This is a genomic window from Aeromonas sp. 82P, assembly GCF_051919365.1.
GTDB lineage: Bacteria > Pseudomonadota > Gammaproteobacteria > Enterobacterales > Aeromonadaceae > Aeromonas > Aeromonas veronii.
Genome location: NZ_JBQBEV010000001.1, coordinates 4,205,868 through 4,224,600, shown reverse-complemented (window position 1 = coordinate 4,224,600; position 18,733 = coordinate 4,205,868). Strand labels below are relative to the sequence as shown.

Genomic DNA, 18,733 nt, shown 5'->3' with positions numbered 1-18,733 from the left:
ATTTTGGAAACAGAGCTCCCCCAGGCGCAGGACGGCAGTGTGCGCCTGTTGCAAATTACCGACACCCACCTCTTCGCGAGTGCCGAAGGGCGGCTGTTGGCTGTGCGCACCGCAGAGAGTCTGGCCGCCGTGCTGGAACAGGTGCAGGCCAATGAACACCCCTACGAGGTGATTCTGGCGACCGGCGATCTGTCGCAGGATCACAGTCCGGAATCCTATCAGCGTTTCGCCTCCATGATGGCGCCCCTTGGCCGCCCCATCTACTGGCTGCCGGGCAATCACGATGACAGCCCGCTGATGACCGAATATCTCCATGCCGCCGGGATCAGCGAATCCAAACAGCTGGTGGGCGACCACTGGCAGGTGATCCTGCTCGACACCCAGGTGCGCGGCAAACCCCACGGCATGATTGGCGATCACCAGCTGGCCGCCCTCGACCGCGCCCTGCGTCAATATCCTGAGCGCCACGCTCTTATCACCCTGCACCATCAGGCGGTGCCGGTGGGCTGCGCCTGGCTGGATCAGCACAATCTCAAGAATGCCGACGACCTGTTCGCCGTGCTGGCTCGTCATCCGCAGCAGAAGACCATCCTGTTCGGCCACGTTCATCAGGAGTTTGACGAGGTGCACCGCGGGGTGCGGCTGATTGCCAGCCCATCGACTTGCATTCAGTTCAAACCGCTATCCGACGGCTTCGCGCTGGATGAATCCGGCCCGGGCTGGCGCTATCTCACCCTCTATCCGGATGGGCGGGTGGCCAGCGAGGTGTGGCGCCTGCCGGTGGGGCAGTTTGTGCCTGACCCCAACGCTACCGGTTATTGAGGAGAGCATTCCATGAAGTCGGTTCTCCTTTATCTGCACGGTTTCAACTCCTCACCGGGCTCCGCCAAGGCGCAGCAGATGGCTGCCTGGGTGGCCGCCAACCGGCCCGACATCGAGGTGATCATTCCGGCCCAGCCCAACACCCCGGCGGCGGCCTGGGCGGCTATCGAGCAGACCATTGCCGATCTGCAGCGTCGTTATGGTAGTGAATTCAAGCTCGGCACCGTGGGTAGCTCCCTTGGTGGCTTTATGGCGACCCGGGTGAGCGAGCGGTACGGCTGCCGCGCTGCGCTGATCAATCCGGCGGTGCGCCCGCACGAGCTGCTCTGTGACTACCTTGGCCCCCAGACCAATCCCTATACGGGTGAGCAGTACGAACTGCGGCCTGAACATATGGATGAGCTGCGGGCACTGGCGGTACCGGTGACGGCGCCGGAGCGACTCTGGATCCTGCAACAGCAGGGGGATGAGGTGCTCGATTATCGCAAGGCGCTGGATGAATACCGCTTTGCCCGCCTCTCGCTAGAGTGTGGCGGCAACCACGCCTTCGTGGCGTTCGAGCGCTACCCCGCCCAGATCATCCGTTTCCTCGGGTTATAGTCAGGTTTGAGTCAATAAGGGCGGTCTCGCCCTGCTTGTTCTTCTCCAGATCAAGCTTTCGGTGCGGGGAGTTTGTTCTACCCCCGCCTAGCAGTTAAGATTCCCTCCAAACGTCAATTCGCAAGGCCCTCCATGTCTACTCAATACAATGCGGATGCCATTGAGGTCCTCAATGGCCTTGAGCCGGTGCGTCGCCGCCCCGGCATGTATACCGACACCACCCGGCCCAACCACCTCGGCCAGGAGGTCATCGACAACAGCGTCGATGAAGCGCTGGCAGGTCACGCCCGCAATCTGGAGGTGATCCTGCATGAAGACCAGTCCCTCGAAGTGATCGACGACGGCCGCGGCATGCCGGTCGATATCCACCCGGAAGAGGGGGTCAGCGGGGTAGAGCTGATCCTCTGCAAGCTGCACGCGGGCGGCAAATTCTCCAACAAGAACTACCAGTTCTCCGGCGGTCTGCACGGGGTGGGTATTTCGGTCGTAAACGCCCTCTCCGATCGGGTCGAGGTGACGGTGCGTCGCGACGGTCAGGTCTACGACATCGCCTTCGAGCGTGGCGAGAAGGTGCAGGAGCTGACCATCACCGGCACCTGCGGCCGCCGCAACACCGGCACCCGGGTGCGCTTCTGGCCGCAGGCGAGCTACTTCGATTCGCCCAAGTTCTCGGTCACCAAGCTGGAGCACCTGCTCAAAGCCAAGGCCGTGCTCTGCCCCGGCCTCACCATCAAGTTCCTCGACAAGAACACCGGCATCAAGCTGGAGTGGTGCTACGAAGATGGCCTCAAGGATTATCTGGTCGATGCGGTCAAGCAGTTCACCTGCCTGCCGGAGCAGCCCTTTATCGGCTCGTTCAGCTCCGAACAGTCGGCGGTGGACTGGGCGCTCTGCTGGTTGCCGGAAGGGGGTGAATGCCTCGCCGAATCCTATGTGAACCTCATTCCCACTGCGCAGGGCGGTACTCACGTCAACGGTCTGCGTCAGGGCCTGCTCGACGCCATGCGCGAGTTCTGCGAGTTCCGCAACCTGCTGCCGCGCGGGGTCAAGCTGACTCCGGAAGATATCTGGGATCGCTGCGCCTACATCCTCTCCATCAAGATGCAGGATCCGCAGTTCGCCGGTCAGACCAAGGAGCGCCTCTCCTCCCGCCAGAGCTCGGCGTTTGTCTCCGGTGTGGTGAAGGATGCCTTCAGCCTCTACCTGAACAGCAACACCGAGCTGGCAGAGCAGATCGCCGAGATCTGTATCAGCAGCGCCCAGCGCCGGATGCGCGCCGCCAAGACGGTGGTGCGCAAGAAGATTACCCAGGGCCCGGCGCTGCCCGGCAAGCTGACCGACTGTAACTGCGCCGACCCCATGCAGGGGGAGCTGTTCCTGGTGGAGGGTGACTCCGCGGGCGGCAGTGCCAAGCAGGCGCGGGATCGCGAGTTTCAGGCCATCATGCCGCTGCGCGGCAAGATCCTGAACACCTGGGAGGTGGAGGCCGGTCAGGTGCTCGCCTCGCAAGAAGTGCACGACATCTCGGTCGCCATCGGGCTCGACCCCGACTCCGAGGATCTCAGCGGCCTGCGCTACGGCAAGGTGTGCATCCTCGCGGATGCGGACTCGGACGGTCTGCACATCGCCACCCTGCTCTGCGCCCTGTTCGTGAAACATTTCCGCACGCTGGTGGAGAAGGGTCACGTCTATGTCGCCATGCCGCCCCTCTACCGGATCGATATCGGTAAAGAGGTCTACTACGCCCTCGACGAGGACGAGAAGAACGGCGTGCTGCAGCGGGTCGAAGCCGAGAAGAAGAAGGGCAAGGTGATGGTGACCCGATTCAAGGGTCTGGGTGAGATGAACCCGAAGCAGCTGCGGGAAACCACCATGGATCCCAACACTCGCCGTCTGGTGCAGCTCACCATGGAGCCGGCAGGAGAGAGCGAAGGGGATGCGGCTGACGAGACCCTGCAGCTGATGGACATGCTGCTGGCCAAGAAGCGGGCGAGCGATCGCCGCGAATGGCTCGAAGAGAAGGGCAACCTCGCCATCATTTAAGCCGTCGGCTGGCCCGCACTGGGCCAGCAAGCATTTAGCCGGAGTCGCCCTGTGGCGGCTCCCGAACCGAAAGAGAAAATCACATGAGTGATGCTATCGAGCTCAGTCTGGACGGGGTAGAGCGCCAGCCAATGCGCACCTTTACCGAACAGGCTTACTTGAACTACTCCATGTACGTCATCATGGATCGGGCCTTGCCGCATATTGGCGATGGCCTCAAACCGGTGCAGCGGCGCATTATCTACGCCATGAGCGAGCTGGGGTTGTCGGCCCTCTCCAAGCACAAGAAATCCGCCCGTACCGTGGGTGACGTGCTGGGTAAGTACCACCCCCACGGCGACATCGCCTGTTATGAAGCCATGGTGCTGATGGCCCAGCCCTTCTCCTACCGCTACCCGCTGGTGGATGGTCAGGGTAACTGGGGTGCGCCGGACGATCCCAAATCCTTCGCGGCCATGCGTTATACCGAAGCGCGGCTGTCGCGCTTCTCCGAGCTGCTGCTCTCAGAGCTCGGCCAAGGCACGGTGGAGTGGACGCCGAACTTCGACGGCACCATGAAAGAGCCGGTGGTGCTGCCCGCCCGTCTGCCCCACATCCTGCTCAATGGTGTGACCGGTATCGCGGTGGGCATGGCGACCGACATCCCGCCCCACAACGCGCGGGAAGTGGCCTACGCCTGTACCGAGCTGCTCGACAACCCCAATGCGGGGCTGGATGTGTTGATGCAGCACATTCAGGGGCCGGACTACCCGACCAACGCCGAGATCATCACCCCGCGCGACGATATCCGCAAAATCTACGAGACCGGCAAGGGCTCCATCAAGCAGCGGGCGGTCTGGAGCGAGGAGGATGGCGACATCGTCATCACCGCGCTGCCCCATCAGGCCTCCGGCGCCAAGATCATGGAGCAGATTGCCGCCCAGATGGTGGCGAAAAAGCTGCCGATGGTCACCGACCTGCGCGATGAATCTGACCACGAGAACCCGACCCGTCTGGTGATCGTGCCGCGCTCCAACCGGGTGGATGTAGAGGGGCTGATGGCCCACCTGTTCGCCACCACGGATCTGGAGAAGAACTACCGGGTCAACCTCAACATCCTCGGCCTCGACAACCGGCCGCAGGTGAAGTGCCTCAAAACCATCCTCAGCGAGTGGATCCAGTTCCGCCGCGAGACCGTGCGTCGCCGCCTGCAGTTCCGCCTCGACAAGGTGCTGGCTCGCCTGCACATCCTCGAAGGCTTGCTGATTGCCTACCTCAACATCGACGAGGTGATCGAGATCATCCGCACCGAGGATGAGCCGGGCAAGGTGATGGTGGAGCGTTTCAACATTACCGAGACCCAGGCCGAAGCGATCCTCGAGCTGAAACTGCGCCATCTGGCCAAGCTCGAAGAGTTCAAGCTGCGCGCCGAACAGAACGAACTGGCCGAAGAGCGCGACAAGCTGGAACTCATTTTGGGCTCCGAGCGTCGCCTCAACACCCTGCTCAAGAAAGAGCTGCTGGCCGATGCCGAGAAGTACGGCGACGATCGCCGCACCCCGCTGGTGGAGCGTGCTACCGCCGTGGCGCTGACCGAGAAAGAGCTGGTGCCGAGCGAACCGGTCACCGTCATCCTCTCTGACAAGGGGTGGGTGCGTGCCGCCAAGGGCCACGACGTGGATGTCGAGGGGCTCTCCTACAAGGCGGGGGACAGCTATCTGGCCCACGCCTGTGGCCGCAGCAACCAGCAGGCGGTGTTCCTCTCCACGTTGGGCCGAACTTACGCCCTCGAATCTCACACCTTGCCATCCGCGCGAAGTCAGGGCGAACCGCTCACCGGCCGCTTTGCGCTGGGGGCAGGGGAAGAGGTGCGCCATCTGGTGATGGGCAACGAAGGCGAGCCGTATCTGATCGCCAGCGACGCCGGTTACGGCTTTGTCTGCACCTATGACGATCTCATCGGCAAGAACAAGAACGGCAAGGCGCTGCTCACCGTGCCGGAAGGGGGTCTGGTGATGGCACCCCAGAAGATCGGCTCGCCAGAGACCGATCTCTGCATGGCCATCTCCAACGAAGGGCGCATGCTGCTGTTCCCGCTCAACACCCTGCCGGTGCTCGGCAAGGGCAAGGGCAACAAGCTGATCAGCATTCCGTCGGCGCGCGTGAAGGCGCGGGAAGAGTTTGTGGTGATGGCCGCCGTCATTCCGCAGGGCCAGTCGGTCACCCTGTTTGCCGGTAAGCGCAAGCTCACTCTTAAGCCATCTGATCTTGACTACTACCGCGGCGAGCGCGGCCGTCGCGGCGCCAAGCTGCCCCGCGGTTTGCAGCGCGTGGATCGCATCGAGATTGAACCCGCCGCCGGTGCCGAGCCGGTCGCGGAGGAGAATTTGGCTTAATTAAGAAATAAAGTGGCGAGAGCCACTTTATTTTTATTTCCTGATATGTGACATGAACAAATAGAGATTTGACATGGCTAAACCAAAAGTTTTTGTTAGTTCAACATGCTACGACTTACAACAAATAAGGGATTCATTATGTACTTTTATAAAGGGGTTTGGATTTGAACCTGTTTTAAGTGAAAATGGAGATGTTTTTTATCATCCTGATTTGCATACCCATGAAGCTTGCATTAATGAAGTTTCGAACTGTCAAATGTTTCTTTTGTTAATAGGTGGTCGGTTTGGCGGGAAATATGTTTATGATAAGTCTAAATCAATAACCAATGCTGAATATGATGCAGCAGTAAAGGCTAATATTCCTGTATTTACCTATATTAAAAGGAACGTTTTGGATAACCATTATATATACCAGGAGAACAAAGATAAATCATTTATAACAGAGATGACATTTCCTGCCATAGAACAGTCAAAAGATGCGCTGAGTATATTTAACTTTATAAACTATGTTCGTAAAGCATCAGTGAATAATGCTTATGAGCCATTTGAATTAGCCAGTGACATAGAAAATCATTTGCGCAAACAATGGGCGGCAATGTTTTTTGATTTTCTAAAAAATAGAGAGATATCTAAACAAATAACTCATACATTAAAGTCTGTTGATGCACTTGTTGTTACAACAGATAAACTAGAGGAGTTGGTTAAATCTCTTTATAAGTCAGTGGATAAAGAAAATGCGCCTGCAAATATAGATTTAATACAAACCCAATCTATGGCAAAGAGCTTCTTCATGGACAATGTGTCAACTTGTTATCCGGGGGTCGTTAATGCTCAGACAGAAGAAGAGCTAGAAATGTTATCCAAGATTAATCCCCAAAATATGAAGTGGCATGAATATCTTTCATCCATAACATTGTTGAGACCTTTGGATAAAAATAGCACAGAAAAAGACAGCGATTTTAATAATGATGCTGAGGTTAATTATAGAATACCAATCGATTTAATTAATGATGCTGATGATCTAGATATGCATTACACTGGATTAAATATATATCCTGACAATGAATATCAGAAGGAAAAAGAATATCTTTATCAGCATGGGGTTTGTAATCTTAATGAGGAGCAGAGATTGAAGGTATTAAGAAGCTTTTCAACTATGAAGCTTTTTTGGGATTAACTCCTCATAGCTGAGGATAATATTGTGAATCGTAGGCTTGATTAGCGAAGCGTAATTGGACTATCGTGAAAACCTATTGTCTCAACGTGATCGGTAATTCTATTTTTGTGGCCCCTCATCCCCGCCCCTTCTCCCGCAAGGGGAGAAGGGAGCCCAGATTGCGGTAATTTTTAAATGGAGTGACAGCTAGGGCTACAGGTTGGCAGGCGCTGATCCCCTCTCCCCTTGGGAGAGGGTTAGGGTGAGGGAAAGCTGACAATAGGGCAAACGCTACAGCGAGCGTCAGATTGCCCGCCTGAAAAAGAGCCATCCATCCAGCCAAAATAGAAGGGCCCCGCCATCCATGATGGCGGGGCCCTTTGCATTATCAGCCGCGTTGCTTATTCAACCGTTCGCACTGGCAGGGGCCACTGAAATGGCTGGCCCGAACCCGATTAGACAGGAATGGCTGTCGCCGCCGGTGGCGGGGTGAGCTTGGAGGTGATCAGCTGGCGCAGGCGGGGCACCAGCAGGAGCAACACCACGCCGCCCGCCAGCGAGCCCCAGCCGAGCATATTGAATACCGAGCTGTAACCCGGATTGGTGGCGACCGGGGTGCTGCCGATATTCTGCGGCATGGCGCCGGAGACATAGCCCGCCAGCACCGAGGCGACGCCGGTCACCATCATCCAGCAGCCCATCATCAAGCCTTGCAGGCTGGCGGGGGCCAGCTTGCCGATCATGGCGTAGCCGATGGGGGAGATCAGCAGCTCGCCAAAACTCTGCAGCACATAGCTGATGGCGATCCACTTGAAGGCGACCAGCCCGTCGGCACCCGCCAGATGGATGCCGATCGGCAGCACCAGCATGCCGAGCCCCATGCAAAACAGCGAGGCGGCAAACTGGGAGGGGATATCGATATTCCAGCCCTGTTCGCGCAGTCGCTTGAACAGCAGCGCCATCAGGGGGCCGCCGATGACGATGACAAGGGTGTTGATGTTCTGGATCCACTGGGGGGCGACCCGCAGTCCGAACACATTGAGGTTGATGTTGTGCTCGGAGAAGAGCATCAGCCCCATGGGCGCCAGCTGGTAGAGCGACCAGAAGATGAGGGAGCCAAGGGCGAGGATCAGGTAGGCCACCATGCGGCTGCGCTCGGCGGCGTCCGGATGGCGGGCGGTCATCACGCAGAGCAGTACCAGCACCACGGCGCCCAGGATCAGCACGAAGCTGCCGCTAAAGCTGGCGTGGGTCAGCAGCAGGCGCAGCGCCGGCACCAGCATGGCCAGAATGGCGATACCGGCCAGCATGCGGCGGTAGAAGCCGCTCCCTTTGACATGGCGCAACGGGGTGCTGATATCCGCCAGAATCGGCCAGCAGGCGAAGGTGGCGATAATGGCGATGATGTTGCCCAGCGTCGCAAAGAGGAAGAGGGTGCGGTAATCCTCGGTGAGCTGGAAGTAGCCCGCCACCGTGAAGCCGATAAAGAAGCCCAGATTCATCCCGGCGTAGTTCCACAGGAAGGCGCTCTCGCGGCGGTGATCATCCGGGGCGAAGCGCTGGGTCAGCATCATGTTGAGGCAGGTGACGTTGAGGCCGCTGCCGGTGAGGAACATGGCGAGCCCCCAATAGAGGCCGGTGATCCCCATTTCGGCGATGAAGTAGCAGCCGATCACCTGCAGCACCATCCCCATCACGAACAGGTTGCGGTTGCTGAGGTAGCGCCCGCCGAGATAACCGCCAAACAGGTGCAGGCCATAGTTGAAGGCCCCGAAGACCCCCATCATGGCGTTGGCCTGGGATTCGCTAAAGCCGAGCCGCTTGGTGGCGTAGAGCACCAGCGTGGAGTAGAGCACGGCAAACCCCATGGTCGAGAAGGTCTGGATAAAGAACAGCGCCCCGGAGCCGGGGGGAATGGTGGGGTGTTGATTCGAAGCGCTCACGGTCTGTCTCCTGTGAGAGAAGAAAGTCATTACTCGTCCTGAGAGCGAACCGGTCTGTTGCCGGCTAGCCTTGTGCGCTTCCATGCTGGTCTGAAGGCCGGTCTGTCATTTAGCGGCCAAGCGGTGCAAATAGCCATACCTGAAATTTAATCCGGCGCGATTAATTGCTTTTTATTGATCTATTTCGCCTTTTTATGCGTGATTGAGCCGTGGTTTTAGCTCGACTTACCACGCGATTGCGGCACGGTTGATGTGATCCAGTCGGCTATTTGGTGCTGATTCTGGCGCTGTAGCGGGATCTGCGTCCCGCTTTGTTGCCCCGAAGCGCAGCTGGCGCCAAGTTGTTGTATTGCAGGTTGTTTATTCATCCTTGGGTATTGAGTGAATAAATATCGGTAAGAGCAGAGCCAGCCCCGGGGTGACTTGCGCGTGTTCTCTCTTTGCTTGGGAGAGGGGGAGGGGAGGATAGAACAACGCCCGGCGGGCCGGGCGTTGGGTCATCCCACATTGGGGGCAAAAAAGAGGCGGCGAAGCGCGCCCTAGAAGTTGTGGTAGAGCGGCCAGCCGAGCAGCGGGTGCTTGAGTCCGGCGCGCATCTCGGTGTTGTCGAGCTTCTCCGGCGAGGCGTTCTCTTTTTGCAGCAGCTGGTACTGGCGCACAAAGCCGAGGGTGTGCAGCAGGTTGGGCACAAAGCCCGGGCTCAGCTCCTGACGCAGGGCGGTGGCCATGTCGGCGGGTAGCGCATTCAGCATCAGGGCGAGCTGGGCGGCGAGGTAGTCGGTGTCGTACCAGCTCTCGTCGAGCTCAATCTCCCGCGCCAGTTTGCGCTTGAGATCCTGCTTCACCTTGAGAGGGGCGGCGCCACTGCCCTTGCCGCAGAGGATGCGGTAGAGCAGCGCTTCGGCCAGCTTGTCCTCCATGGTGGGGTGGTCGCTTTCGCAGGCGAAAAAGTGCTGGTCGATGAGCTCCATCAGGCGGCTCTTGTTGTGCTCGGTCAGCGCCTTCTCGTACTCCTGCCACCCTTGCCACTCCTCCACATCGGGCGGGCTCGAGATCTTGTCCAAGAGCCGGGCATCCACGTCACCGTAGAGGCTGTTGCCAGCCTGCTTGGGGCTGACGGTAATGAGCATCGACCAGCCTTTCTGGAACGGCTTGATGGGGCCTTCCGGCGCCTGCAGCAGCGCCAGCGCCTTGGCCGGATCCCGCGCCGAGAGCTCCTGCAGGCCGAGGCTCACCACGCCGATGACGTCGTGGGCCGCCTGCTCCAGCAGGTGCATCTTGTACTTGTTGTAGTACTTGTCGGCGAATTTGAGGCTCATCAGCACCGCCTTGCCCTTGATGGCGGCGAGCTGTTGCTGACTCAAGAGTTCGTTGTCGCGGCCAAAGCGCAGCACCTGGGTGAGATAGGGGCCCTGGTTGGCATCGCGAATGACTAACTGCATGAATGGGCTCCTTAATCCAGAAAGCTGAACATGTCGTCGACGTCGCCGTACTCGTCTTCCTCGACCTTGTTCTTCTCTTTGGCCTGCATCACCAGCTCGGCGGCAAACTTGTTGATGATGCCGTCCCAGGTGGAGTGCTCGTTGCGCAGCAGTGCCTTGATGGCTTTCTCCACCTCGGGGGCCAGCTCGCGAATAAGCATCAAGAGGCTGCGCGGGTCGTCCAGCGCGTAGTCGTGGACATCCTCGCTCTGCTGGCGCTCGCTGTAGCGCAGGGACTCTTCGAGATCTTCCTCTTCGGCGTGCAGCACGTCGCGATATCCTTCGTCCTCTTCATAGCGATCGCCACGATAGAACTCGATAAAGGGGATGGCGAGGTAGAAGAGACCGGCCGGATCTTCGGCCACGCACTCGAGGATCTCGCGCTGCTTGGCTTCGCTATCCTGGGTGCGGATCAGGTAGTTGAGGAAGTCGAAGGTGTGCTGTTGCAGCTCGTCGGCGTTGTTCTTGATCGCCTCTTCCCAATAGAGCGGCTGCTGGCAGACGATGTCGCGGATCCGCTCCGGGGTCATCAGCTCGGAGATGATGGAGGGGAAGGAGATATCGTGCTGGCCGTTAATCTGGGTCAGGGTAACGATATCAATATTTTCAATCACTTCTGCCAGCTGGTCGTCAGACATGGTCTTGGCGATCAGCTCGAACTTCTCGCTGGCCTGCTTCGGCTCGATAACGGCCAGCTCTTTGATCTCGATGGCGGTAATTTCTATCAGACTGTTGCTCATGCCTTGCCCCAATTAGAAACGGACTTCGTCGTACATATCCTGATCGCCGTCGTCATCACCATAGCGGTCACTGCCGCCATGGTAGTCGGCGTCGGCATCTTCCCCGTCTTCATCTTCTTCGTCGCGCAGCTCATAGTCGTCATCGCCGCGGTGGCTACCGCGGGGTAGCGGGTTGTCGAGCAGGAACAGCACGGCGCAGGCTTCCATCAGCTGATCTTCGCTCTGGGCCCGCACCGCCTTGACCAGCGGCAGGGCGGCGTTGTTGAAGCCGACGCTCACCTTGAACTCGTCCCAGCTCGGCTGCTCGCCGCTGGTGAGCCACTTGTTCCACTGCGACTTGGCCTTGGCCGGGAATTGCACCCGGCCATAGAGGGCCAGCGGCAGATACTCGGGCATAAACTCCAGCATGCTCATGTCGGCCAGCAGCAGGCTCTTCATCTGGTCGGTGAACTGTTCCAGCCCCTTGGGGTCGTCCTGATCCCGGTAGGATTCGATGTTTTCGCTGGCATCGCTTTGCAGCGACTTGAGCCGCGCCTGGTCCCATCTCTTTTGCATAGTTGCTCTTTCTGCCTGCTGTTTCAGGGGTAGAACTGATCCCACATCTCCTGCATGGCGGAGGCGGGGTCGGTCACGATGACGTTGTTGAAATCCTTGATAAAGGCGGCTCGCTGTTTCGGATCGGACAGCACTTCATAGGCCTGCTTTACCTGGTGCAGCTTGATGGCTGCCTGCTCTTTCTCTTCTTCACTGGCCCCGTGCAGTTTGTCGGGGTGGTACTGGTTTGACAGCCGACGATAGGCTTTCTTGATGTCGTTTTCGCTGGCGTTGGACTTGACGCCCAGCACCCGAAAGTAGTTGTTCATGGCAGATCCTGCATCACTGGCATCATAGGATTCACGCTGCGAGTGCCTGATGGTGGGGATTGGCAAACCAGGCACGGCAAAAACCCGTCATTTTAACGGAAACAGCCCGCCAACGCGATGAGTTGGGCGATCAATTAACGGGCGAGATGAAGAGGTGTCAGTTGAGCGTCTATTGTTGCCAGTCGGTCTGGCCAGTGCAAGGGGCGGGCACGGGAAGGCGATGAAAAAATGGTCAGGGGCGAGTGTGGGGTGAGATGGCGGCGGCAGCGCAAATCGGGCTGCCGCCGAAGGGGTTACTCCTCCCAGAAGGAGGCGGAGGTGTGGTAGATCATCTTCTTGCTCATCCCGCCATCGATCACCAAATTGGCACCGTTGATAAAGTCGTTGCGAGGATCCGCCAGAAAGAGGCTGGCGCGGGTGATGTCGTCGGGGCGACCGACCCGGCCACTCGGGTGCTGGCGATGATCCGCTTCGGTCAGGGTGTGGTAATCCTCCGCCTGGATCCAGCCCGGACTGATGGCATTGACCGTGATGGGGTAGTCGGCCAGCGAGTTGGCGAGGGACTGGGTGAGGGCGACCAGCGCCCCCTTGGAGGCGCCGTAGGCATCCCAACCCGGTTCGTTCTGCTGCCAGCGGGTGGAGGCGATATTGATGATGCGACCATAGGGCAACCCGCGGTTGGCCTGCACAAAGGCGCGGGCGCAGAGCATGGCGCCGCGCACATTGACCGTCATCACCTGATCGAATTGGGCTGCGCTCAGATCCTCGAAGCGGGTGTGGAACTTGCTGATGGCGCCGTTGTTGATCAGCAGATGGACGCCGCCATGCTGCGCGCGCACCTCGGCAAAGAGGCGTTCGATGGCCTGCTCGTCCCGCAAGTCGAGCGGGTGAAAGTGGATCTCGGGATGGTCAAAAGCGTGAGGAGCCAGATCGGTGGCGATCACCCGATAACCCGCCTCGGCCAGCCCGATGCAGAGCTGGCGGCCAATCCCGCCAGCGGCGCCGGTGACCAGTGCAATTGGGGTGTGGTTGGTCAACTCGTTCATTGTGCCGCTCCATTGCGCGCCCGCAGCACCTTGATGAGGGCCGACACCTCCTGCTGACCAAATCCTTGCAACACCCCCTCTTCAAACAGGTCGGCGGCAAAGCGCGGGAAGCGGCTGTCGATCCCTGCATCGGTGGCATGACCGGCCAAGCGGCTGATGGCGGCGCTCCAGGTTTTCAGACTGGCGTAGGGGTGATCGAAATCGCCGCTCGCGAGCGTCTTGCCAAGGTGGGCCACATCGCCACCGAGAATGGGCGAGAGCTCGCTGAACTGGGCGCACACCTTGGCCACCGGCAGCCCTTCCGCCTCGCAGATCAGCGCGCCGTGCAGGGCACCGAGCAGACCACCGGCAAAGTAGGCGGCGACGGCACAATCTTGCGCCGCGGCGGCGCCCACCGCCTCGGCCACATGGTCGAGGGTGGGGGCGAGCAGGCGCAGCACCGGCTCGGCCTCGCTAAAGGCATCGCTGGCCCCCGAACAGATGATGCTGGCATCAGTGGTGCCGATCTGATCCGGGAAGCAGAGGATAGCGCCATCGAGATAACGGGCGCCGCGGGCGTGGCTCCAGCTCTCCAGCGCTCTGGCCCCCTGCGGGCTGCCGGTGGAGAGCTGCACCAGCAGCTTGCCCGCCACCGCATCGCTCGCCTCGTCCAGCAACTGCTGGCTGACGGCGTAGTTATCGACGCAGACAAGGGTGATATCACTTGCGGCAATAGCTGCGCCAACCGAGGGGGCGAGAGTCGCGCCCAGCGCTTGCAGCGGGGCCGCCTTGGCGGCGCTGCGATTCCAGACGGTGACCGGATGGCCCGCCTTGAGCAAGGTGGTGGCGAGGGCGGAGCCCATGGCCCCGAGGCCGATGACAGAGAGATGGCGCATGATGGCTCCTGGCTGTGTTGATAGACGATGATATAGAAAATTGGGATGCCTTGTGGCAGGTAAGCCACTATATTTGCCCAGTGTCGCCGTGAAAAATGGCTTTTATGACTGTCTGGTATAGGTGAATTCTATGGATGTGCGAACCCTGCGTGCGTTTGTGGCTGTCTTCGAGGAGCGCAACATCACGGCGGCGGCCACCCGTCTTTTCATTACCCAGCCCACCCTCTCCACCACCATCAAGACGCTGGAGGATGAGCTGGGGGTGACCCTGTTTGTGCGGCAGGCGCGCGGGGTGGAGGGGACTGAAGCGGCGCACCGGCTCTATCCCCGTGCCAAGCGGCTGATCGCCGATACCGACTCCCTCGCCCGCGAGTTTCGTGAAACCTCCCCCTGCCTCGAGCTGACGGTGGGGATTGAGGCAGACCTTGGCGATGGCGTGGTGGGGGCGCTGGTGCAAGGTACGCTCGCCCACGAGGAGATCCTGCTGACCCTGGAGGAGGGATGCTGTGGCGATGTGCGGCTGGGGTGCGAATCCCTGCGTTGTGGCGACGAGCTCTTTATCCCCCTGCTGGAGGAGGAGTTTGTGCTGGTGCTGCCGCCGGATCACCCGCTGGCGGGCAAGGGGACGCTCACCCCGGCAGCGTTGGCGGACGAGCCCTGGGTAACCTGCCCGCGCCATGACTCCCACCTGCGGCTGATCGCCATTCTCGGCAATCAGGCGCCGCTCTATCCACGGCGGGCGGGGTCGCTGCGACTGGCGGCGACCATGGTGGCCGCCGGGGCGGGGATCGCCTGGTTGCCCCATTCCCTTTGTCCGCCCGGCTGTACAGTCGCCGAGCTGGCGGCCTCTTCCTTCAAGCGGCGGGTGGGGCTCTGCTACGCCCCCGATGCGTTACGCTCGGCGGCGGTGACCGCCCTGCTGGAGCAGGTGCGCGGGATGCAGCTCCCCGTCTGATGTCGGGATAAAAATGTCGGCATAAAAAAGGGCCATCCGGTGGGATGGCCCTGTTGAGGCAATGTTGTTGCGTGGCTAGAGCGACGCCCACCAGAGCCGCAGCTGCAAGCCCCACTTCGAGCTCCAGCCGGTGGTGCTGCTCACCAGCTTGCCATCCTTGATGACGAGGAAAGTCGGGGTGACCCCCACCTGCCACTTGGCTGCCAGCGCTCCCGACTCGTCGTTGTGGGTCGGGAAGGTGAGCCCCTTGTTGCTCATTCCTTTGGCTAACTGCTCCGAATTGCCGGAGCGCAGCGCCACCGTCAGCACGTTTTCCCCCTCTTGCCAGAGCTGCTGCACGGCCGGGGTGGCGAAACGGCACACCCCGCACCAGCTGGCCCAGTAGTAGACCAGCAGCGGCTTGCCCTGACTTAAGGTAGCGAGATCCGTGCTGCTGCCATCCTGCAGGGTGACGGGGGCGCTCATCGCCCCCTCTGGCAGGGTTGGGCTGCGCCACAGATCCAGCAGGGTCGAGATGACCAGCGCCATCAGCAGCAGCCAGAGTGCCTCCTTGCCCCAGCGGCGCCAGCGGGGTTGAGGGTTGGTAGTCATCCTTTACCCCTGCTTGGCCAGTTCGGCCTGCACCAGTTGCTCCAGCTCCTCATAGGGGATGGCGCCCGGCACTAGCTGGTTGCCAATCAGGGTCGCCGGTGTGCCCTGTACCCCCAGAATGGTGCCGATGCGCAGGCTGTTGCGCAGCTCTTCGGTCGCCTTGGCGGCCGGTTTGAGCGCGGTGTTGCCGGTGGCGGCCAGCGCCTTGTTGATGTCCGCCTCGGTCAGCATCCCCTGCTTGCTCATCAGCTTGTCGTGCAGGGTGAGGAAGCGGGCGGGATCTTGCTGCCACAGGGTCAGGCTGTATTGGGCCGCTTTGGCGGAGGTCTGCCCCTTGAACGGCAGCAGCTTGATCACCAGCCCCAGATCGTCCGGATAGGCCTTGAGCAGTTTGGTCAGCTGGGGATCGAACTGCTTGCAGTAGGGGCAGTTGTAGTCGGTGAACAGCACCAGCGTCAGCTTGGGGTTTTTGGCGCCGAGGCGCGGGCTGGTGGCGCTGTTGAACAGCACATCCTTGTTGCCCTTGATGAAGTTGCCAAGCTGCGCCTCCTGGGCTGCCGCGTTCTGCTTCTCCCAGGATTCGGCTGCCTCGTCGAGGATCTTGGGGTTGGCGATCAGAGTCTCGCGGATCAGCTCCTTGATGCGCGCCTCCTGCTCCGGGGTGAAGGGGGCGGCGTGCAGGGCCGGAGCCAGCAGGGCTGCGGAAAGGGAGGCCAGCAGGGTCAGGGCGCTCAGAGTCGGTTTCATGATTACTCCTTAAAATCGGGTGGTGCCAGCCTGAAGCAGGCCAGCCTTGTGCAATGTGGTCAGCAGATCGTCCTTGTCGAGCAGGGGTGACAGCGTGACCCCCTGCGGCAACTCCGGGCCGTAAATCTGGTTGAAGGGGACGGCCGCCGCGCCCCGCTTACGCAGGAAGGCGGCGATGGTGTCGCTTGGTTTGCTCCAGTCGCCGCGCAGGGCCACCACATCGGGAGCAGAGAGGGCCTGTTGCACCTCATCGCGCAGCAACACGTTGTATTTGTTGGCCTTGCATGTAACGCACCAGTCGGCGGTGACATCGATAAAGACCCGCTTGTTCTGGGCCAGCGCATCGGTGATGGCGCGTTCAGAGAGCGGCTGCCAGACCACCTTGTCAACGCTGGCCGAGCCCTGAGCGCTAAAGGCGCCGCTCAGCAGCAGGGGGCTGCCAATCAGGGCGGCGAGGGCGATCGCCAGTGTGAAGCCGCGCATGCCGTAACGCCAGATGATGCCAATCAGCAGTGCCAGCAGCATGGCAACCATCAGCCAGCCGGTGGCATAGCTGCCGAGATGGTTGTCGAGCAGACTGGTGAGCCAGAGACTGGAGCCCAGCATCATCAGGCCGAGCAGGATGCGCAGATGATTCATCCAGCGCCCCGGTTTCGGCAGCCAGAGGGCGAGCCGTGGCAGGGCCGCCACCAGCAGCCAGGGCAGGCTCATACCAATCCCCAAAGCTGTGAAGATGAGCCAGAGCTGGCCGAGTGGCGCCGCCAGCGCAAAGGCCACTGCAGTGCCGAGAAAGGGGGCCGAGCAGGGGGTCGCCAGCAGAGTGGCGAAGCTCCCCTGCAGGAAGTGACCGCTGAGGCCGTTGCCGCCGCTGGTGGCAAGGCGGGTGCTGAGGGCGCTGGGCAGGCGGATCTCGAACAGCCCCAACAGGTTGGCGCAAAACAGCAGGGTGACCAGCACCATCAAGCCGATAAAACCGGCGCTCTGGAACTGGATGCCCCAGCCGACGGCCCCTTGCGTGGCGCGCAGCAGGCTGCTCATGGCCGCCAGCACCCAGAAGGAGGCGATGATCCCGGCGCTGGCGGCGAGGAACTGCTTGCGTACCGTTCCCTGTTCACGCTCCTGATGTTGCAACACAGTTCCCAGCTTGAGCGCCAGCACCGGCAGCACGCAGGGCATCAGGTTGAGGATCAGGCCGCCGAGCAGCGCTGCTCCCAGCAGCCAGAACAGCGAATGACTCTGGTTGGGCAGTGCGAGTGGCGCGCCGATCGTCCCCCTGCCCTGCCACGCCTGTTCGCCACTGGTGAGCAGCAGGCCGAGGGATTGGCCACGCAGATCCGGTGCATCCCCCTGCCAGCCATCGCTCACCGGCACCCGGGCGATCAGGGTGTTGCCTTCGACCTCAAGCGCCGGTTTGCCAAACTCGGCACCCTCCAGAGCGTCGATAAAGAGCGCTGGTGATTGCCAGCTCTCTGCCCGCTCGGCGCGCAGTTGCAGCTGGTTGTGCTGATAACCCAGCTCGACCCAGGTTTCGGCAGGCAATTGCTGGGGCAGGGTACTCATCGCCTTCGCCCAGGCAAAATCGAAGTCGGCCGGGGCGGCGCTATCCACCGCGAGGGTGAAGGGGAAGTCGGTCAGGATGCAGACATTGCTGCAGGTGGAGAGGCGTAGAGTCCCCTTGAGCGGTTGCCCGGCGGGATAGTTGAGGCTGAGGGGGAAGGTCACCTCACCCTGATAACCCTGGGTGCTGAGCCCGGCTACCTCGAAGTGACGTGGCACCGGCCAGCGCCACTGAAAGTCTCCGACCGGCTCGTCCCACAGGATCTGGGGGGCAATGCCCCCTTCTCCCGGGCTGTGCCAGTAGGTTTTCCAGCCCGACTCCAGCTCCACATCGAGCAGGATGCGGGTCTGATCTGCCGTGCTGCGGTCGGCCTGCAGCCGTACCCGGGCGTGATCATTCTGTGGGCTGGTGAGCCAGCCCGTGTCGCTGGCCAATCCCATGGATTGCCACAGCAGACCGCCCAGTAGCAGGGCCGTCTTGAAGAGATTCGACATCTTTTTGGTCTCGCAAAAATTGAGTGACAGCTAACGAAAGAACGCTGCCGAACTCATTCCCGCCAGACGCAGAGGGTGAGGTGCAGACGCCGCTCGGGCGGCGAGATGACTCTGGGAGGGGGCAGTGGCGGTGTGTAGCGCCAAAGGGGGGCCAGCAGGGCGATCAGCACGGCCACGGCAAAGAAGAGCTGTTCGACGCAGAGCAGGGTGGCGGCGCTTAGCCACTTGCCGTTGAGTTGGCAGCTGGTGGGTTGCGGGCTGGCCGGTTTGGCATCCTCTTGATCTGTTGCCGAGCCTGGAACGGGCAGTGCCTGACAGCTGAGGGCGTGATCGAGCAGGGCAAGCCGGGCCAGCGGCTGGGCCGCACAATTGAGCACCAGCAGGCAGACCAGCAGCAGGAGATGTTTCGCTACCCGTTGTTGCAACATCATGTTCGCCCCGTCC

General features: G+C 60.6%; 17 protein-coding genes. 6 read left to right on the top strand and 11 right to left on the bottom strand.

Features of this window, described 5'->3' with window-relative positions; all coding sequences use genetic code 11:
• The first annotated feature begins 3 nt into the window (after positions 1-3).
• From cpdA to ACTG2S_RS19310, 5 genes are all read left to right on the top strand, one after another.
• Positions 4-822: a 3',5'-cyclic-AMP phosphodiesterase gene (gene cpdA, locus ACTG2S_RS19330; RefSeq protein WP_160880987.1), complete on the top strand. Its 819-nt coding sequence runs from the start codon at positions 4-6 to the stop codon at positions 820-822.
• A 12-nt stretch (positions 823-834) separates the two neighbouring features.
• Positions 835-1,422 (top strand): YqiA/YcfP family alpha/beta fold hydrolase, encoded by a 588-nt coding sequence (locus ACTG2S_RS19325; protein WP_279498758.1) that lies wholly within the window; start codon positions 835-837, stop codon positions 1,420-1,422.
• A 132-nt stretch (positions 1,423-1,554) separates the two neighbouring features.
• Positions 1,555-3,465: a DNA topoisomerase IV subunit B gene (parE, locus tag ACTG2S_RS19320; protein ID WP_005335894.1), complete on the top strand. Its 1,911-nt coding sequence runs from the start codon at positions 1,555-1,557 to the stop codon at positions 3,463-3,465.
• Positions 3,466-3,548: 83 nt separating this feature from the next.
• Positions 3,549-5,840: a DNA topoisomerase IV subunit A gene (gene parC / locus ACTG2S_RS19315; protein ID WP_439983119.1), complete on the top strand. Its 2,292-nt coding sequence runs from the start codon at positions 3,549-3,551 to the stop codon at positions 5,838-5,840.
• A gap of 73 nt (positions 5,841-5,913) precedes the next feature.
• Positions 5,914-7,017, top strand: coding sequence for a DUF4062 domain-containing protein (locus tag ACTG2S_RS19310; RefSeq protein WP_439983118.1), 1,104 nt, complete (start codon positions 5,914-5,916; stop codon positions 7,015-7,017).
• 434 nt (positions 7,018-7,451) lie between these two features.
• Here the strand turns inward: ACTG2S_RS19310 and ACTG2S_RS19305 are convergent, their stop codons facing one another.
• From ACTG2S_RS19305 to ACTG2S_RS19275, 7 genes are all read right to left on the bottom strand, one after another.
• Positions 7,452-8,939, bottom strand: coding sequence for a peptide MFS transporter (locus tag ACTG2S_RS19305; protein ID WP_274161103.1), 1,488 nt, complete (start codon positions 8,937-8,939; stop codon positions 7,452-7,454).
• Between the two features lie 539 nt (positions 8,940-9,478).
• Positions 9,479-10,381 carry a cold adaptation protein AtcC gene (gene atcC, locus ACTG2S_RS19300; protein ID WP_439983117.1) on the bottom strand — a complete coding sequence of 301 codons (903 nt, stop codon included), beginning with the start codon at positions 10,379-10,381 and terminating at the stop codon, positions 9,479-9,481.
• An 11-nt stretch (positions 10,382-10,392) separates the two neighbouring features.
• On the bottom strand, positions 10,393-11,160 hold the full coding sequence (gene atcB / locus ACTG2S_RS19295) for a cold adaptation protein AtcB (protein WP_005335887.1): 768 nt from the start codon (positions 11,158-11,160) through the stop codon (positions 10,393-10,395).
• 12 nt (positions 11,161-11,172) lie between these two features.
• Positions 11,173-11,715 carry a cold adaptation protein AtcA gene (gene atcA / locus ACTG2S_RS19290; RefSeq protein WP_040067053.1) on the bottom strand — a complete coding sequence of 181 codons (543 nt, stop codon included), beginning with the start codon at positions 11,713-11,715 and terminating at the stop codon, positions 11,173-11,175.
• Between the two features lie 23 nt (positions 11,716-11,738).
• The gene (atcJ, locus tag ACTG2S_RS19285; protein ID WP_005343121.1) at positions 11,739-12,023 is read right to left on the bottom strand and encodes a cold adaptation protein ActJcold adaptation protein ActJ; all 285 of its coding nucleotides are present in this window, start codon (positions 12,021-12,023) and stop codon (positions 11,739-11,741) included.
• A 293-nt stretch (positions 12,024-12,316) separates the two neighbouring features.
• The gene (locus ACTG2S_RS19280) at positions 12,317-13,069 is read right to left on the bottom strand and encodes an SDR family NAD(P)-dependent oxidoreductase (RefSeq protein ID WP_179903114.1); all 753 of its coding nucleotides are present in this window, start codon (positions 13,067-13,069) and stop codon (positions 12,317-12,319) included.
• Positions 13,066-13,944 carry an NAD(P)-dependent oxidoreductase gene (locus ACTG2S_RS19275; RefSeq protein ID WP_439983114.1) on the bottom strand — a complete coding sequence of 293 codons (879 nt, stop codon included), beginning with the start codon at positions 13,942-13,944 and terminating at the stop codon, positions 13,066-13,068. The genes ACTG2S_RS19280 and ACTG2S_RS19275 overlap by 4 nt, the downstream gene beginning before the upstream one ends.
• Positions 13,945-14,074: 130 nt before the next feature.
• Here ACTG2S_RS19275 and ACTG2S_RS19270 point away from each other — a divergent pair, with 130 nt between their 5' ends.
• Entirely contained in the window at positions 14,075-14,899 is an 825-nt protein-coding gene (locus ACTG2S_RS19270) for a LysR family transcriptional regulator (RefSeq protein ID WP_439983113.1), read from the top strand.
• A 75-nt stretch (positions 14,900-14,974) separates the two neighbouring features.
• Here the strand turns inward: ACTG2S_RS19270 and ACTG2S_RS19265 are convergent, their stop codons facing one another.
• The 4 genes from ACTG2S_RS19265 to ACTG2S_RS19250 are packed head-to-tail and all read right to left on the bottom strand — an operon-like array spanning position 14,975 to position 18,720.
• Positions 14,975-15,490, bottom strand: coding sequence for a protein disulfide oxidoreductase (locus ACTG2S_RS19265; RefSeq protein ID WP_439983112.1), 516 nt, complete (start codon positions 15,488-15,490; stop codon positions 14,975-14,977).
• Between the two features lie 3 nt (positions 15,491-15,493).
• Positions 15,494-16,237, bottom strand: coding sequence for a DsbA family protein (locus tag ACTG2S_RS19260; protein ID WP_064341631.1), 744 nt, complete (start codon positions 16,235-16,237; stop codon positions 15,494-15,496).
• A gap of 9 nt (positions 16,238-16,246) precedes the next feature.
• Positions 16,247-18,289, bottom strand: coding sequence for a protein-disulfide reductase DsbD family protein (locus tag ACTG2S_RS19255; protein ID WP_439983110.1), 2,043 nt, complete (start codon positions 18,287-18,289; stop codon positions 16,247-16,249).
• A gap of 53 nt (positions 18,290-18,342) precedes the next feature.
• Positions 18,343-18,720 carry a hypothetical protein gene (locus tag ACTG2S_RS19250; protein ID WP_005354882.1) on the bottom strand — a complete coding sequence of 126 codons (378 nt, stop codon included), beginning with the start codon at positions 18,718-18,720 and terminating at the stop codon, positions 18,343-18,345.
• Positions 18,721-18,733: the final 13 nt, after the last annotated feature.

Coding starts and splice junctions, on each gene's coding strand:
- ACTG2S_RS19265 (WP_439983112.1), bottom strand. CDS start 15,490: ATGACTACCAACCCTCAACCCCGCTGGCGCCGCTGGGGCAAGGAGGCA.
- parC (WP_439983119.1), top strand. CDS start 3,549: ATGAGTGATGCTATCGAGCTCAGTCTGGACGGGGTAGAGCGCCAGCCA.
- ACTG2S_RS19325 (WP_279498758.1), top strand. CDS start 835: ATGAAGTCGGTTCTCCTTTATCTGCACGGTTTCAACTCCTCACCGGGC.
- atcA (WP_040067053.1), bottom strand. CDS start 11,715: ATGCAAAAGAGATGGGACCAGGCGCGGCTCAAGTCGCTGCAAAGCGAT.
- ACTG2S_RS19275 (WP_439983114.1), bottom strand. CDS start 13,944: ATGCGCCATCTCTCTGTCATCGGCCTCGGGGCCATGGGCTCCGCCCTC.
- ACTG2S_RS19260 (WP_064341631.1), bottom strand. CDS start 16,237: ATGAAACCGACTCTGAGCGCCCTGACCCTGCTGGCCTCCCTTTCCGCA.
- ACTG2S_RS19310 (WP_439983118.1), top strand. CDS start 5,914: ATGGCTAAACCAAAAGTTTTTGTTAGTTCAACATGCTACGACTTACAA.
- ACTG2S_RS19270 (WP_439983113.1), top strand. CDS start 14,075: ATGGATGTGCGAACCCTGCGTGCGTTTGTGGCTGTCTTCGAGGAGCGC.
- ACTG2S_RS19280 (WP_179903114.1), bottom strand. CDS start 13,069: ATGAACGAGTTGACCAACCACACCCCAATTGCACTGGTCACCGGCGCC.
- atcB (WP_005335887.1), bottom strand. CDS start 11,160: ATGAGCAACAGTCTGATAGAAATTACCGCCATCGAGATCAAAGAGCTG.
- atcJ (WP_005343121.1), bottom strand. CDS start 12,023: ATGAACAACTACTTTCGGGTGCTGGGCGTCAAGTCCAACGCCAGCGAA.
- atcC (WP_439983117.1), bottom strand. CDS start 10,381: ATGCAGTTAGTCATTCGCGATGCCAACCAGGGCCCCTATCTCACCCAG.
- ACTG2S_RS19255 (WP_439983110.1), bottom strand. CDS start 18,289: ATGTCGAATCTCTTCAAGACGGCCCTGCTACTGGGCGGTCTGCTGTGG.
- parE (WP_005335894.1), top strand. CDS start 1,555: ATGTCTACTCAATACAATGCGGATGCCATTGAGGTCCTCAATGGCCTT.
- ACTG2S_RS19250 (WP_005354882.1), bottom strand. CDS start 18,720: ATGATGTTGCAACAACGGGTAGCGAAACATCTCCTGCTGCTGGTCTGC.